The organism is Halomonas marinisediminis, from assembly GCF_004347715.1.
Classification (GTDB): Bacteria; Pseudomonadota; Gammaproteobacteria; order Pseudomonadales; family Halomonadaceae; genus Halomonas; species Halomonas icarae.
The window spans coordinates 178,919-193,540 of the sequence record NZ_SLTR01000002.1 but is presented as its reverse complement, the minus strand read 5'-3'; the positions used below and the strand labels follow the sequence as shown (position 1 = coordinate 193,540).

Here is a 14,622-nt window from a genome sequence, read left to right as displayed (position 1 = left end):
GCGCCGACTCACATCGCCAGCAGCCGGCGGCGAAGCGCGTGATAGCGGGTCTCGAGACCCTCGAACAGGGTCTGTCGCAGCCAGGCATGGCCGGCATCCCCATGGTGGCGCTCATGCCACACCAGCCAGTAGGAGAAGGACGCCACCTCGAGGGGCAGCCGCCGCAGTGCCAGCGGCCAGTGCTCGAGCACGCTGGCGGCGAGGCAGCCCGGCACGCACAGCAGCAGGTCACTGTGCTGGGTGGCCGAGAAACTCGCCAGGAAGTGCGGCTGACGCAGGCTCACGTGTCGGCTCAGGCCTTGTCGGGCCAGCGCCAGGTCCACCGCCCCACGATCATCACCGCCCATGCTGATCAGTTGGTGATCCGCTTCCAGAAACGCCTCAAGCGTAAAGGCTGCTTCCGGCTCCCGGGCCAGCGGATGCGCCTCGCGCATCACGCAGACGAAATGGTCGCGACCGAGCTCGCGGCCATGCACATTGACCGGCACCTGGTCACCGAGCACGCAGAGCGCAAGCTCGGGGCCGCCCTCGTCGAGCCGCTGCTCGATGCTGCCGCTATAGGCCTGGATATCCAGCCGCAGATGGGGCGCCTGCCGCTTCAGGGCCTGCCACTGAGGCGCCAGGAAGGCGTGCATGCCATAGTCGGTGGTCGCCAGCTGAAAGCGTCGAGTGGTGCTGGCCGGGTCGAACTCCGGTGGCGCCAGCAGGGCCCCCAGCTCTTCCAGCAAACGCGCCAGGGGCGGCCCCAGCGCCTCGGCCCTCGCCGTGGGGCGCAGCCCACGGTGAGTGCGCACGAACAGTGGGTCATCGAAGGCCAGGCGCAGCCGCGACAGGGTCCGCGAGACCGCAGGCTGGCTCAGGTTGAGACGCTGGGCGGCCCGGGTGACACTGCGGGAGTCCAGCAGCGCATGAAGGGTCACCAGGGCATTCAGGTCGTGACGAGCGAGATCGGCGAGGTGCATGGGAGCGCATGCCTTGGTGATGGAAACCAGATTTTCAATGGCAATGATATCAGCTTAACGCATATTGCATTTAAGCAACTTGCATTGGCGTGATATCACTCGGATGGCGTAGCCTAGGCTCACCGTTGACAACCAAACGCATCGCTGCCAGGCGACGGGCGTCGAACCGAACGCTCCGATGCCTGCAGAGATCACTGAACTCGAAGGAGGCTCCATGCACAGCCGCTATTTCACCATTCACGAACACCCCGAGGGCATGCCCGACCGCGAGCTGTTCCAGCTCGAGGCGGCGGAGCTACCCGCCCTGCAGGAGGGCGAGGTGCGCATTCGCAACACCTGGCTCTCCGTCGATCCCTATATGCGTGGCCGCATGGATGGTGTCACCACCTATATCGAGCCCTTCACGCTCGGCAAGCCGCTTGAAGGCGCCGCCGTGGGCGAGGTCATCGAGTCACGGGATTCGCGCTTCAAGGAGGGCGACAGGGTTCGGCATATGGGCGGCTGGCGCGATATCGCCCAGCTTCCCGGTGACCAGGTCGAGCCGCTGCCCACCTTCGATGTGCCCCCCCAGGCCTACCTGGGTGTGCTGGGCATGCCGGGCACTACCGCCTGGGTCGGGCTCAACGTGATCGCCGACATGCAGGAGGGGGACAACGTGCTGGTCAGCGCCGCCGGCGGCGCGGTGGGCTCTCTCGCGGTGCAGCTGGCCAAGGCCAAGGGCGGCACCGTGGTCGGCATCGCCGGGGATCCCAAGAAGCTGGAGTGGCTCGAATCCCACGGTATCAAGGCGATCAGCTACCGTGGCAAGGATGCTCGCCAGCTGAGCGAGGCGCTCAAGGACGCCTGCCCGGAGGGCTTCGACGTCTACTACGAGAACGTCGGTGGAGACTGCCTGGAAGCGGCGCTGGATAACCTCAGGGTCGGCGCCCGCATCGCCATCTGCGGCATGATCTCACGCTACAACGCCGAAGGCCCCGCCGCCGGACCGGCCAACCTGGCGATGCTGCTGATTCGCCGCGCGCGCATGCAGGGCTTTATCGTCTTCGATCACTGGGAGCATCACGGCGACTTCCTGAGCGAATTCGCCCCCCGGGTCGCCAGCGGCGAGATCGACTACCAGGAAACCGTGATGGATGGCCTGGAGAGCACCCCGGATGCCTTCCTGGCCCTGTTCACCGGGCGCAATCAGGGTAAGATGCTGGTCAAGCTCTAGACCAAAAATGATCGGCCTTCATAACGAAGGCCGATCATGTCGTTCTCGCCGAGCGCTACCTCAGGCGCGTTCGGCCAGCACCGCGTAGTCGCCGCGTGCCTCCAGGCACAAGGTCTCACCGCACCAGAGTCGCTGCACCAGGGCGATACGCCCGCGCCCCTTCTCATCGAGCCTTGCGGCGAGGCGCTCGGGCCCCTCCTCCGCCTCGGGCAGACACTCCAGACGATAATCGCCGGTCACCGGTGCCAGGAATCGCTGGGTGGCCTCGGCCACCACCACATCCCGAGCCAGGCCGCGACGCCGCAACCAGAGGGTGGTCCAGCACCAGCCCAGCAGGGTGGTCTGGGCGGCGAGGGAACCACCGAAACCGGTGCCCTTGTCATTGAGGTTGGGAATAAGCGCCAGCTCCCAGTCGAGCCGGTCGCCCTCGCGGCGCATCTCGCGGATGCCCAGCTGTCGAACCAGCGGAATCGCCTCGCCTAGCCAGGCGAGGAATTCGCCGGGGTCATCCTCGCCGCCCTGGGGCGGCAGGGGGAGTCGCGGGTGGGGAACGCCGATGTCACGCATCTCAGCGCCAGTGCTCGACGAAGTCGTCGATATCATGCTGGGCGATGGGCTTGTGGCGGCCGCCCAGGGTGCCGAGATAGATGAAGGCCACCACCTCGTCGTCCTCGTTCAGCCCCAGCCCCTTGCGTACCACGGGGTCGAAGGCGTACTTGCCGCTGCGCCACATGGCGCCAAGGCCCTGGGCATGGGCGGCAAGCAGGATGGCGTGGGCGGCACAGCCGGCCGAGATCACCTGCTCCACCTTGGGTACCTTGGGCACCTCCGGGGTGACCTTGGCGATCACCGCAATCACCATGGGAGCACGCAGCGGCTTCTTGCGGGCGGCGTTCAGGGCGGTATCTCCGACATGAGGGTCCTCACGATACTCCGCCTCGGCGAACAGCTCGCCCAGCCGCTCCAGACCCTCGCCGGAGAACTCGATAAAGCGCCAGGGACGCAGCTCCTTGTGGTCCGGTGCCCGCAGGGCCGCCCGGTAGATGGCCTCGAGCTGCTCGGCATTGGGCGGTGGCCCCATCAGCTTGCCCATGGAGCTGCGTTCATGCAGCAGCGATATCGCGTCCATCATTAACTCTCCCTTGGCAATCTTGATACGAGAACAGTTCTCGCTACTCTAAATGGTTCTCGCCACTCTAGCAGCGCCCCGCTCGCCTGTCGTGCGAGTGGGCGGCGGCACCTATTGACGCGCGAGCCGCAGCGGCTCCGGGGGGCGCTCACCTTGTGTGGCGCGCCAGGGGCTGATATCGAGCCCGCCTCGGCGTACATAGCGCGCCAATACCAGCAGCCGCTCCGGCCGGGCGCGGGCCATCAGGTCGGTGAAGATGTGCTCCACGCAGTGCTCGTGGAAGTCCTGGTGCTGGCGATAGCCGATCAGGTAGCGCAACAGCTCCTCGCGGTCGAGCCTGGGGCCGCGGTAGCGGATCAGCACACTGCCCCAGTCGGGCTGGCCGGTAACCGGGCAGTTGGACTTGAGCAGGTGCGAGTGCAGGGTCTCCTCGACGACCTCCTCCCCCACCACCAGGTGCTCGGCACTGGGCGTGTAGTCGTCGATCTCGATATCCAGCTCGTCCAGGCACTCGCCGGGAAGGCGGCGCGGCATCAGCGCCTCGTCGTCGACGCCAAACAGCTCGACACAGACCGCGGCCCCGGCGACATGCGCCAGGTCGCGCTCCAGCGTCTCGATGACCGCCTCACGACTCTCGAAGCGGCTCTGGTTGAAGCCGTTGAGGTAGAGCTTCCAGGACTTGGACTCGATCAGATGGGGAGAGTCCGCGGGCAGACGAAAACGTGCCACGGCCACCATCGGCTTGCCGCGCGCGTTCAGCCAGCTGACCTCGAAGGCGTGCCACTCGTCCTCGCCGACGAAAGGCAGAGCCCCCTCCTCGATCCCCAGCGGCGCCCGATTGGCGGCACGCGGTATGGCATAGAGCAGCGAGGCATCGTAGTGCTCGGGATAGGCGGACTCACGCCCCAGCGGGGCATCCGCGAGGGTTTCGGGACGATGGTTCATGAACGGATCCCCTTGCCACGCTCCAGCATCCACAGGGCCACGCCAAACAGCACCACGATAAAGGTGAAGATCGCGGCCAGGGCCCAGCCCACCGGGATATCCGAGACACCGAGGAAGCCGTAGCGGAAGACGTTGACCATGTAGAGGATGGGATTGAGCATCGACACGCCCTGCCAGAACTCCGGCAGCAGCGAGATGGAGTAGAAGACCCCGCCCAGATAGGTCAGCGGCGTCAGGATAAAGGTCGGCACGATGGAGATATCATCGAACTTCTTGCCCAGCAGGGCGTTGATAAAACCGCCGATGGCGAACAGCGCCGCGGTCAGCACCACCACCAGCACGGTCAGCACCGGGTGCGCCACGCTCAGGCGGGTGAAGAACAGTGACACGACCGTGACGATCAGGCCGACCCCAAGGCCCCGGGCCATTCCGCCGAGCACGAAGCCGGAGAGAATCACCCAGTTGGGCATCGGCGACACCATCATCTCCTCCACGCTGCGCTGAAACTTGTTGGAGAAGAAGGAGGAGGCGACGTTGGAGTAGCTGTTGGTGATCACCGCCATCATGATCAGTCCGGGGACGATGAAGTCCATGTAGCTGTAGCCATCCATCTCGCCGATGCGCGAACCGATCAGGTTGCCGAAGATGATGAAGTACATGGTCATGGTGATCGAGGGCGGCAACAGGGTCTGCGGCCAGATACGCGTGAAGCGCTTGATCTCCTTGATCACCAGAGTCCACAGGGCGATCGCGATCTGATAGGGGTTCATGCGCTGGCCTCCTTGTCCTTGGCGGCGGCTTTCTGGTCCAGGGCCTCGTTGCCCTGCTCCACCATGGAGACGAACATCTCCTCCAGGCGGTTGGCGCGGTTGCGCATGGAGACCACCTGAATGCCACGCTCGGAGAGCGCCTCGAAGATGTCATTGAGGCGCTGGCCACGATGGACCGCCACGGCGAGCTGGGCGGGCTCCGACTGGCTGACCTCGAAGCCGGGCACCTCCGGCACCTCATCCAGCGCATGGGCCAGGTCGAACAGGAAGGTCTCGGTATCCAGCTCCATCAGCAGGTCGCGCACGCTGGTATTGCGAATGATCTCACCGTGGTTGATGATCGCCACGTTGCGACACAGGCTCTCGGCCTCCTCCAGGTAGTGGGTGGTGAGGATGATGGTGGTGCCCTCCTCTCGATTGATGCGGCGCATGTACTCCCACATGCTGCGGCGCAGCTCGATATCCACGCCGGCGGTAGGCTCATCGAGGATCAGCAGCCTGGGGCGATGCATCAGGGCACGGGCGATCATCAGGCGCCGCTTCATGCCGCCGGAGAGCATGCGGGCATTGCCGTTGCGCTTGTCCCACAGGCCCAGGTCACGCAGCAGCTCCTCGGCCCGCGGCAGGGCCTCGCGCCGCGACATGCCGTAGTAGCCGGCCTGGGCCAGCACGATATCGATGACCTTCTCGAACTGGTTGAAGTTGAACTCCTGGGGCACCACGCCCAGGTGGTACTTGGCGCGAGCGAAGTCACGGTCGATATCGATGCCGAAGATCGACACCTTGCCGTCGCTCTTCTGCACCAGCGAGCAGACCACGCCCAGTGTGGTGGACTTGCCGGCCCCATTGGGTCCGAGCAGCGCAAAGAAGTCCCCTTCCGCGACATCGAGGTCGATGCCCTTCAGGGCCTGGAAGCCATTGCCGTAAACCTTGGTCAGGCCACGGATGGACAGAGCCGGTTCGGCCATGTGCAATCCTTGAAACGATTCGGTGTTCGATAACTGGGATTCCGCAAAAAATATGCTGCTAACGATATGAGGGCGATACCTTACCGATTCAAGCGGGTATTCGCGCCATGTTGACCCCGTGACACCGGCCCCCTAAGCTGGGTCGCATTCCTGGGGGAGTCCTTGTGGACTGAGATTCCGGCAGCGTGCGCAGATGATACGCCCGGTGACCCTTCGAACCTGATCCGGATAATGCCGGCGAAGGGAAGGAAGTGCCATCCGGCCATGCTTCTCACCCAACGCAACTGCGTCCTCTCGTAGCGACGCTCGGCATCGTACCGGGCCTATCCACGCTAGGGAGTACGTCATGCTGTCGACCGCCCACGCCTTCTGGTGGCTCATCGCCTTCTCCGTGCTGTTCGCCGTGCCGGGCCTGCTCTATGCACGCCGCCACAACGAGAGCCTCGAGGACTTCATTATCGCCCGCAACAGCCAGGGGGCCACCGCCACGGTGCTGACCCTGATGGCCTCGACGCTGGGCACCTGGATCCTGTTCGGCCCCGCCCAGGCGGCCACCTGGGGCGGCCTGGGTGCCATTGCCGGCTATGCGCTGGGCTCGCTGGCGCCCCGGCTGGTGATGATTCCCCTGGGGCGGCGCCTGCGCGAGCTCTCGCCGGGCGGCCACTCGCTGACCGAGTTCGTGATGAGCCGCTACGGGCGCCCCATGTACGCCTTCACCCTGGTCATCATGCTGTTCTACCTGTTCATCTCCCTGGCCGCGGGAATCACCGCCATCGCCAAGATGGTCGGGCTACTGGCGCCGGTCCCGCTGTGGGCGACCAGCTCGGTGGTAATGGCGGCCACCCTGCTCTACACCCTGTATGGCGGACTGCGTGCCTCGATCTTTACCGACAAGGTGCAGATGATCGTGATCATGCCGCTGCTCGCCGTGCTGCTGATCGTCGGCTGGCAGGCCGCCGGCGGCGTCGACCCCACCCTCGCCGGACTCGAGGCGGCGGCGCCGCAACTGCTGGATATCACCGACCTGGGGGGGCTCAAGGCCGGCCTTACCTTCTTCCTGGCCGTGATGCTGACCGGACTCTTCTATCAAGGCAACTGGCAGCGGGTCTACGCGGCGCAGAGCAACCGCGCCGTGGGCCTTGGCTTTCTGCTCGGCGGCCTGTTGAGCGCCCCGATGATCTTCGTGATGGGCCTGTTCGGCCTGGCGTTCGTGGGGCTGGGTCTGCCCGGTGACGGCTCGGTCGCGCTGTTCAGTGTGCTGCTCGCCGATATTCCCGGCTGGTTCGCCGTGGGCCTGATCTTCCTGGGCCTGGCGCTGGTCATGAGCAGCGCCGACACCACCATCAGCGCCGCCTCGAGCATGATCGCCGTGGATGGCGGACGGCTGCTGCCTGACGCCAGCGGCCAGCGGCTGATGCGGCTGTCGCGCTGGCTGATCCTGCTGCTGGCACTGCCGGTGACCTTCGTGGCCGCCCAGGGCTACAGCGTGCTCTACCTGTTCCTGCTGGCCGACCTGCTCTGCTGCGCGGCGGCCTTCCCGGTATTCTTCGGGCTGTTCAATCGCCGCTTCGACGGCCGCGCCGCGGTACTGGCCACGCTCAGCGGTCTGGTCGCCGGACTCTTCCTCTTCCCGGCCCCGGGCGACGCCTTGAACACCCTGATGGAGTCCTTCCTGCTCGCCACCTTCGTGCCGGTCGTGACGGGCCTGGCGCTCCTGGCGCTGCTGCCGGCGAAGCAACGCTTCGACTTTGCGGCACTGAGCGCCGGCACCCGACGCTTCGAGGGGTAAGCGCCTTTCGCACCAGAACGCACAACGCCCCTCGAAAGGGGCGTTGTTTATTGTGGGGAACCGCTAACGTGAACGGATCACCAGGAGGTTCAGCCCGCCGGCCTCTCGAGGCCGAAGTGCCCCCGCAGCGTCGCCGCTTCGTACTCTTCCCGGAAGAGTCCGCGACGCTGAAGCTCCGGCACCACCTGATCCACGAAGTCCTCGATCCCGGAGGGTAGCGACGGCGGCATCAGGTTGAAGCCGTCCGCCCCGCGGCCGTGGAACCAGCGCTCCATCTCATCGGCAATGCTCTCCGGGGTACCGATCATGGTGCAGTGGCCGCCGCCCGCGGCGAGCCGCCCCAGCAGCTCGCGCAGGGTGGGCTGCTCGGTCTCGATGATGCGCAGGATGGTGGCATAGCGCCCCTGGGGACCACGAAACTCGGCCAGCGGCGGTAGTGGCGGCACCGGGGCATCCAGCTCCCAGTCACTGCAGTCCTGCTCGATAAACAGCCCCAGCTGACGCAGCGAGGCCTCCACCGGCAGACAGTCGTCCAGCTCGCGCTGCTTGGCACGAGCCTCCTCCATGGTAGCGCCCACATAGGTGACGAGCCCCGGCAGGATCGGCACCGGCGCGGTGCGCCCGGCCGCCGCCACCCGCGACTTGATATCCCGATAATAGGCCTGAGCGGCCTCCAGGTCGTAGGCGACCGCATAGATCGCCTCGGCGTAGCGCGCCGCCAGATCGCGCCCCTGGGAAGAAGCACCCGCCTGTATCAGTACCGGGTTGCCCTGGGGAGGACGCGGCAGGTTGAGGGGCCCATCGACCAGGAAGTGCTCGCCATGATGGTCAATCTGGCGCACCTTGTCGGGATCGGCATAACGGCCCTGACGATCGCGTTCGATGGCGTCGTCGGACCAGCTGTCCCACAGCGCCAATACCGTCTGCACAAACTCCTCGGCACGCGCATAGCGCTCGGCATGCGGTGGCATGGCCGCATAGCCGTGGTTGCGCGCCTCGCTGTCGAACATCGAGGTCACCACATTCCAGCCCACTCGCCCACCGGAGATGTGGTCCAGCGAGCCCACCAGCCTGGCGGCGTGGAAGGGAGTGTAGAAGGTGCTCGAGATCGTGCTGATCAGCCCGATCCGCCGAGTGGCCCGACTCATGGCGGAGAGTGCGGTCAGCGGCTCGAGGTGCCAGTGGAAGCCATCTTCCACGCTGCCGGCACTCATGCCGTCGGCGAAGAACAGCGCATCCAGCTTGCCACGCTCGGCGGTGAGGGCCAGGGACTCATAGTAGGCGATGTCGCCGAGGCGCTCGGCGCAGGAGTCGGGATGGCGCCATGCCGCGCGATGGTGGCCATTGCCCATCACGAACAGATTGAGGTGCAGCTTCTCGTCGGGATTGCGTGCCTTCATCACCCTTTCACCAGTCCACCGTCGACGATCAGGTTCTGACCGGTGACTGCCCTGGCCCAGGGTGAGGCGAAGAACAGCGCCGCGTCGGCAAACTCCTCCGGGGTGGTCACCCGCCGCAGGGGGGTGTTCTGCGCGATCAGGTCGAAGACCGCCTCCGGGGTCGCACTGGACGCATCGGTCGTGCGCAGCAACCCACCGGAGATCATGTTCACGGTGATGTTGTCGGGCCCCAGGTCGTTGGCGAGCGTGCGGGTCAGCGAGAGCAGCGCGGCCTTGCCGGCGGTATAGTCGTGGTACGGCACGACGGGGTTCTGGAACAGATTGGTGCCGATATTGACGATGCGCCCACCTCCCTGCTCGCGCATGCCGGCCAGCGCCGCCTGGATGGTGTTCAGCGCTCCCCGGTTGACACCCTCGAGCTGCTGCTGAAGCTGCGACCAGTCCAGGGCATCGGCGTCGGGACGCGCGTCGCCGTTGAAGGTGAACGCGGGCAGGGCATTATTGACCACGGTGGTAATCGGCGTGCCGAAATGCTCACGAGCCTGCTCGAACAGCGACTTGATCGCCTCGGCGTCACGCACGTCGGCCTGGACGGCCAGCACCCGCTGCGGCGCCTCCTTCACCAGTGCCTCGGCGGCATCGCGACTCTGGAAATAGTTCACCACCACCCGGGCGCCCTGACCGAGAAAGGCTCGGGTCAGATGAGCGCCGAGCCCACGAGCACCGCCGGTGACAAGCACGACCTGCCGGTCGATGGCCTGCTGGTCGATGGCTTGCTGGTCGATGGATAGAGAGGAAACGGCCATGACGACTCCTTGGTACGCGGCAAAGGGCGCCGCGCTGGAGCCGGCCGACATCCCTTCGCCAGTGTGAACTGGATCAGGTTCGACGGGTATTTTCTCAGCGGCCACGACCGCACCCCGTGTCTAGTGGGGCACCATAGCGCATTCGGACGGACAGCAACAGCCGGGCCGGCATTCCGGCTCATGCAGTGAGCCCTGGCCTGACCGGGTAAACAAGGGAATCTTCTGGAGTGAAATACGAAAAACGGCAAGACATCATCAGCCAGGCTGGCGCCTTGGCTTATGCTCAGAAGCTTATAATCAGAATTCAGGGGGGGGGGAACCGACTGGAGCGGGAAGGAGATTCGATCGGACTGGCGTTCCAGCTCATGACCCGAGCCTTGGCCAATAGCATGAAACCGACTGGAGCGGGAAGGAGATTTGACGGGGCTGCCTTCAGCCGGGCTGGCGCTCCAGCTCCTGACGCGAGCCTTGGCCAGTAGCATGAAACCGATTGGAGCGGGAAAGGAGATTCGAACTCCCGACCCTCGCCTTGGCAAGGCGATGCTCTACCACTGAGCTATTCCCGCATCATATCGGTACTACTGTCGGTGCAACGAGAGCGAGTTGGCGTCCCATAGGGGGTTCGAACCCCTGTTCCCGCCGTGAAAGGGCGGTGTCCTGGACCACTAGACGAATGGGACGCATGGAGCGGGATAGGAGATTCAACCGGGCTGGTGTACCAGATCCTGACCCGAGCCTTGGCTCTCTTACCGCAACATTGGAGCGGGAAAGGAGATTCGAACTCCCGACCCTCGCCTTGGCAAGGCGATGCTCTACCACTGAGCTATTCCCGCCTGTCTCGCACTTCTCGTTCTACTTCTACCTCGACGACTCACTGCTGCTGCCGAAGAAGTGGCGTCCCATAGGGGGTTCGAACCCCTGTTCCCGCCGTGAAAGGGCGGTGTCCTGGACCACTAGACGAATGGGACGCATGGAGCGGGAAAGGAGATTCGAACTCCCGACCCTCGCCTTGGCAAGGCGATGCTCTACCACTGAGCTATTCCCGCACTCCGGTTACCTGACGAGTCGAGTGGCGTCCCATAGGGGGTTCGAACCCCTGTTCCCGCCGTGAAAGGGCGGTGTCCTGGACCACTAGACGAATGGGACGCAATGTCTCGTCTCGTCGAGATGGCGCGCATATTAACGACCGCCTGGCGGAGTGTCAAGCACGACTAGACACCCAACAACCCCGGCTGTGCTGTCCGCGGCCAACCGCCCAGCGTCTCGCCGCTCGGCGACTGATTCGAACTTTACGCCATGGGAGTGGGCCGTGGCATCAGCAAGCCGATAGCAACATCAGTGATACTCACGCGACGCAATCGGGGACGACTTGATAATTACCCACCGCGCTCCCATCTATAGATTGCGTGGAATGCCGCAACATGGGGCCGACATGCCTCTTCCTGCCGGACCGACGACGGTTCTGCTTCTTCTTTTGCGACGTTTGCGACACTTCCACCAATAAGACTCGTTCGCACCCCTGGTGAGAACGTGCAGTGTCTGAAAACCGTGAGAAGAGGAGAAGACAATGCTGAATTTCGGATTGCCATCGGCACAATGGGATCCTTTTGCCGAGCTGAGGCAACTTCAATCGCAGATGAACCGCCTGTTCGCCGGCGGCGCGCGCACCGTCGGCGATGGCGCCTGGCCGCCGGTGAATATGTGGCTAAGCGATAACAGTGTCGTGGTCACCGCCGAGATACCGGGTGTCGGCACCGACGACATCGATCTGACCGTGCGTGAAAACACCCTGATCATCGCCGGCAAGCGCAGCTCCCCCACCGAAGACGAGAGTGCGTCCTGGCACCGCCGCGAGCGCCCAACGGGCGAATTCTCACGCTCGATCCGCCTGCCCCTGAGGGTGGATCCCGACAAGGTCGAGGCGCGGGCGAAGAACGGCGTTCTGGAGATCGAGATGGGCCGCCCCGATGCGGAACAGCCGCGCAAGATCTCGGTCAAGGCCAGTTGACGAACGGGAAAATAAGGAGGCGTGACATGGTACAGGAGCTCAAGAAGACAGGCGGTGACGTCGCAACGACCAGCGAGCGTAACGAAGAGAGCATCAGCGGCCCCGTGTTCCGACCGGCCACTGATATCGTCGAGAAGGATGGCGTTGTGACGCTGGCCATCGACATGCCGGGGGTGACGCCCGACAGCGTCGATGTCTCGGTCGAGAACCGCGCACTGACGGTGCGGGGAGTCATCGACGCGCCTGCGCCTGAAGGTTACCGGCGCATCTATGCCGAATATGCGCCAGGCACCTTCGAGCGGGCCTTCAGCCTGCCCGAAACAATCGATGCGAACGGCATCGAGGCCAGCCACCGCGACGGTGTGCTCACGCTCAGGCTAACGAAGAGCGAGGCCGCCAAGCCGAAGCGGATCGAAGTCAAGGCTACCTGAAGCGGCCTCGACCCACCTTGGCAACCACGTGGCAAACACGAAAGGAGGATCAAGATGGCATTCAGTGATCTTATTCCCTGGAGCCGGGAGCGAAACCGGGCGCCGGCCCGCCGCGAGGCGGACGAGAACCCGATGGTCACGCTGCAGCGTGACCTGAACCGTGTGTTCGAGGATTTCTGGGCACGCTTCGACAGCCCCTTCGGGGACAATCTCGCCGCCGGGCCGCGCACCAACATCTCGGAGACCGATGAGGCGATGCTGGTCTCGGTTGACCTGCCGGGGCTCGATGACAAGGACATCGAGGTGAACGTCACCGATGACATGCTGACGATTCGTGGCGAGCGCGAGGAGAAGAGCAACGAAGGCGACTTCACCTCGCAATCGCGGCGCAGCTTCCATCGGATGATCCCGGTGCCACCGGGCGTGGACCCCGAAAAGGCCGAGGCGGAGTTCAAGCGCGGCGTGTTGACCGTCACGCTACCCAAGACCGAAGAGGCCAAGTCAAGGGTGAAGCGTATCGATGTCAAGTCGGAGTAATCCGACAGAGCTGGCCGCGGACCGGACGATCTGGCCCGCGGCCAATCCGCTTTAATCGCCAGCCTCTCGCCGGTAGATGCGACACCCCGAAGAGGCCGTGCGGGATAATGCGGGATCAGGATCCACATCAAACGCTTGACAGTCCGTCCGGCGATGGATAGATTACGCGCCGCTGGCTACGTAGCTCAGTTGGTTAGAGCACATCACTCATAATGATGGGGTCCCCTGTTCGAGTCAGGGCGTAGCCACCAGAATCACGCAACCCGGCGCCATCGGCGCCGGGTTTTTTGTGTGCTCAAGCCAGCTCGAGGCGGTTGCAGAAGGCAGCCAGCACCCGCGCCAGATAGGCCACATCTTCGCTTCCCGCGGTCTCGCGGATCGAGTGCATGGCCCACTGCGGCACCCCCACATCGAGGGTCGGCACACCGAGCTCGGTGGCGGTGATCGGCCCGATGGTGCTGCCACACCCCATGTCGGCACGCGTCACGAAGCTCTGTACGGGCACCTCGGCCTCGCGACAGAGGTCGCGAAACAGCGCCGCCGTCGCACTGTTGGTGGCATAGCGCTGACTGGCATTGACCTTGATCACCGGTCCGCCGTTGAGCGCGGGACCATGGGCCGCATCGTGCTTGTCCTGGAAGTTGGGATGCAGAGCATGCGCGTTGTCGCAGGAGATCATCCGCGAGGCCTGGATCAGCCGAATGAAGCCCTCCTCGCTGCCGTCGCCGAGCCGCTCGTGAACCCGGCGCAGCACATCTCCCAGAAAAGGCCCCTGGGCGCCACAGGCGCTGGCGCTGCCGACCTCCTCATGGTCGTTGGCTACCAGCACGACACCCTGTTTGCCGTCACTGGCCAGCAGCGCCTCCAGGCCGATAAAGCAGGAGAGCAGGTTATCGAGCCGAGCACTGGCAATCAGCTCGCCCTTGACCCCCACCCGCGCAGGCGGCTGCATGTCATGAAAGCCCAGCTCGAAGTCGAGCAGCTCGAATGCCTCGATGGCATGCTGCTCTGAGATCCACTCCTTGAGCAGCCGCGGCAGGTCGCCCTCCTCACCGCCCTGCAACAGCACCGGCGCCATCTGGGTCTGAGCGTTCAGCGCACGACCGCTGTTGGCCTCGCGATCGAGATGGATGGCCAGACTGGGAATGATCGCCACTGGTCGGTCGACATGCAGCAGGCGCCCCTCGAGACGGCCATCGGGATAGCGGACATGCACCCGGCCGGCGAGCCCCAGTTCGCGGTCGAACCAGGGCGCCAACAGGGCTCCCCCATAGACCTCGACGCCGAGCTGCAACCAGCCGGCTGCGGTCTGGGCGGCATTGGGCTTGAGCCGCAACCCGGGGCTATCGGTATGGGCACCGATCATGCGCAGCGCCTCGAGCCGCGTCTCCGGCAACTGCAGGGCGATGATGGAGGAGTCGTTGCGCGTCACATAGACCCGATCGCCCGGCGTCAACGACCAGGCCTCTCGCTCGTCCAGGCGGCGGAAACCGGCGGATTCGAGGCGGGCCGCCATATTGGCAGTAGCATGCCAGGGGGACGGCGAGCGGTGCAGGAAGTCGAGAAGCCGCGTAAGCAGTTCATCCTGAGAGAGCATGGGTTCCTCTAGGGTTGGGCAAAAGTGTAGATGATGGGCACAGCGGGTAAGCTGCTACAATGGACGA

General features: G+C 64.7%; 14 protein-coding genes, 7 tRNA genes and 2 riboswitches. Of the genes, 6 read left to right on the top strand and 15 right to left on the bottom strand.

Features of this window, described 5'->3' with window-relative positions:
- Positions 1-8 precede the first annotated feature (8 nt).
- Complete coding sequence (locus E0702_RS02675; RefSeq protein WP_132041411.1) at positions 9-962, bottom strand: LysR family transcriptional regulator; 954 nt, start codon at positions 960-962, stop codon at positions 9-11.
- 214 nt (positions 963-1,176) lie between these two features.
- Here E0702_RS02675 and E0702_RS02670 point away from each other — a divergent pair, with 214 nt between their 5' ends.
- Positions 1,177-2,175, top strand: a complete 999-nt coding sequence (locus E0702_RS02670; protein WP_132041410.1) for an NADP-dependent oxidoreductase — start codon at positions 1,177-1,179, stop codon at positions 2,173-2,175.
- A gap of 60 nt (positions 2,176-2,235) precedes the next feature.
- Here E0702_RS02670 and E0702_RS02665 read toward each other — a convergent pair whose 3' ends face one another.
- From E0702_RS02665 to E0702_RS02645, 5 genes are all read right to left on the bottom strand, one after another.
- Positions 2,236-2,742 (bottom strand): YiiD C-terminal domain-containing protein, encoded by a 507-nt coding sequence (locus E0702_RS02665; protein ID WP_132041409.1) that lies wholly within the window; start codon positions 2,740-2,742, stop codon positions 2,236-2,238.
- Between the two features lies 1 nt (position 2,743).
- Positions 2,744-3,304, bottom strand: coding sequence for a nitroreductase family protein (locus tag E0702_RS02660; RefSeq protein ID WP_132041544.1), 561 nt, complete (start codon positions 3,302-3,304; stop codon positions 2,744-2,746).
- 111 nt (positions 3,305-3,415) lie between these two features.
- Positions 3,416-4,249, bottom strand: a complete 834-nt coding sequence (gene queF, locus E0702_RS02655) for an NADPH-dependent 7-cyano-7-deazaguanine reductase QueF (protein ID WP_132041408.1) — start codon at positions 4,247-4,249, stop codon at positions 3,416-3,418.
- Positions 4,246-5,019 carry an ABC transporter permease gene (locus tag E0702_RS02650; protein ID WP_132041407.1) on the bottom strand — a complete coding sequence of 258 codons (774 nt, stop codon included), beginning with the start codon at positions 5,017-5,019 and terminating at the stop codon, positions 4,246-4,248. The genes queF and E0702_RS02650 overlap by 4 nt, the downstream gene beginning before the upstream one ends.
- Positions 5,016-5,987 (bottom strand): ABC transporter ATP-binding protein, encoded by a 972-nt coding sequence (locus E0702_RS02645; protein ID WP_132041406.1) that lies wholly within the window; start codon positions 5,985-5,987, stop codon positions 5,016-5,018. The genes E0702_RS02650 and E0702_RS02645 overlap by 4 nt, the downstream gene beginning before the upstream one ends.
- Before the next feature lie 142 nt (positions 5,988-6,129).
- A riboswitch (TPP riboswitch) is annotated at positions 6,130-6,250 on the top strand.
- Between the two features lie 83 nt (positions 6,251-6,333).
- Between E0702_RS02645 and E0702_RS02640 the strand changes: the two genes are divergently transcribed.
- On the top strand, positions 6,334-7,776 hold the full coding sequence (locus tag E0702_RS02640; protein ID WP_132041405.1) for a sodium:solute symporter family transporter: 1,443 nt from the start codon (positions 6,334-6,336) through the stop codon (positions 7,774-7,776).
- An 89-nt stretch (positions 7,777-7,865) separates the two neighbouring features.
- Here E0702_RS02640 and E0702_RS02635 read toward each other — a convergent pair whose 3' ends face one another.
- The 8 genes from E0702_RS02635 to E0702_RS02600 form a co-directional block, all read right to left on the bottom strand.
- Positions 7,866-9,176, bottom strand: coding sequence for an LLM class flavin-dependent oxidoreductase (locus tag E0702_RS02635; protein WP_132041404.1), 1,311 nt, complete (start codon positions 9,174-9,176; stop codon positions 7,866-7,868).
- The gene (locus E0702_RS02630) at positions 9,176-9,982 is read right to left on the bottom strand and encodes a 3-oxoacyl-ACP reductase (RefSeq protein ID WP_132041403.1); all 807 of its coding nucleotides are present in this window, start codon (positions 9,980-9,982) and stop codon (positions 9,176-9,178) included. Before E0702_RS02630 ends, E0702_RS02635 begins: the two co-directional genes overlap by 1 nt.
- Positions 9,983-10,015: 33 nt before the next feature.
- A riboswitch (TPP riboswitch) is annotated at positions 10,016-10,109 on the bottom strand.
- A gap of 364 nt (positions 10,110-10,473) precedes the next feature.
- A tRNA-Gly gene (locus tag E0702_RS02625) sits at positions 10,474-10,548 on the bottom strand.
- Between the two features lie 38 nt (positions 10,549-10,586).
- Positions 10,587-10,662, bottom strand: a tRNA-Glu gene (locus E0702_RS02620).
- 78 nt (positions 10,663-10,740) lie between these two features.
- Positions 10,741-10,815: transfer RNA gene (locus tag E0702_RS02615), tRNA-Gly, on the bottom strand.
- A gap of 59 nt (positions 10,816-10,874) precedes the next feature.
- Positions 10,875-10,950, bottom strand: a tRNA-Glu gene (locus tag E0702_RS02610).
- Between the two features lie 3 nt (positions 10,951-10,953).
- Positions 10,954-11,028: transfer RNA gene (locus tag E0702_RS02605), tRNA-Gly, on the bottom strand.
- Positions 11,029-11,052: 24 nt separating this feature from the next.
- A tRNA-Glu gene (locus E0702_RS02600) sits at positions 11,053-11,128 on the bottom strand.
- 421 nt (positions 11,129-11,549) lie between these two features.
- Here E0702_RS02600 and E0702_RS02595 point away from each other — a divergent pair.
- From E0702_RS02595 to E0702_RS02580, 4 genes are all read left to right on the top strand, one after another.
- The gene (locus E0702_RS02595; RefSeq protein WP_132041402.1) at positions 11,550-11,990 is read left to right on the top strand and encodes an Hsp20/alpha crystallin family protein; all 441 of its coding nucleotides are present in this window, start codon (positions 11,550-11,552) and stop codon (positions 11,988-11,990) included.
- 26 nt (positions 11,991-12,016) lie between these two features.
- Complete coding sequence (locus E0702_RS02590; RefSeq protein ID WP_132041401.1) at positions 12,017-12,421, top strand: Hsp20/alpha crystallin family protein; 405 nt, start codon at positions 12,017-12,019, stop codon at positions 12,419-12,421.
- A 54-nt stretch (positions 12,422-12,475) separates the two neighbouring features.
- A complete protein-coding gene (locus E0702_RS02585; protein WP_132041400.1) occupies positions 12,476-12,958 on the top strand; it encodes an Hsp20/alpha crystallin family protein in 483 nt (160 codons plus the stop codon).
- A 174-nt stretch (positions 12,959-13,132) separates the two neighbouring features.
- Positions 13,133-13,209: transfer RNA gene (locus E0702_RS02580), tRNA-Met, on the top strand.
- A gap of 44 nt (positions 13,210-13,253) precedes the next feature.
- Here the strand turns inward: E0702_RS02580 and E0702_RS02575 are convergent.
- Positions 13,254-14,555 (bottom strand): M18 family aminopeptidase, encoded by a 1,302-nt coding sequence (locus tag E0702_RS02575; RefSeq protein WP_132041399.1) that lies wholly within the window; start codon positions 14,553-14,555, stop codon positions 13,254-13,256.
- Positions 14,556-14,622 lie beyond the last annotated feature (67 nt).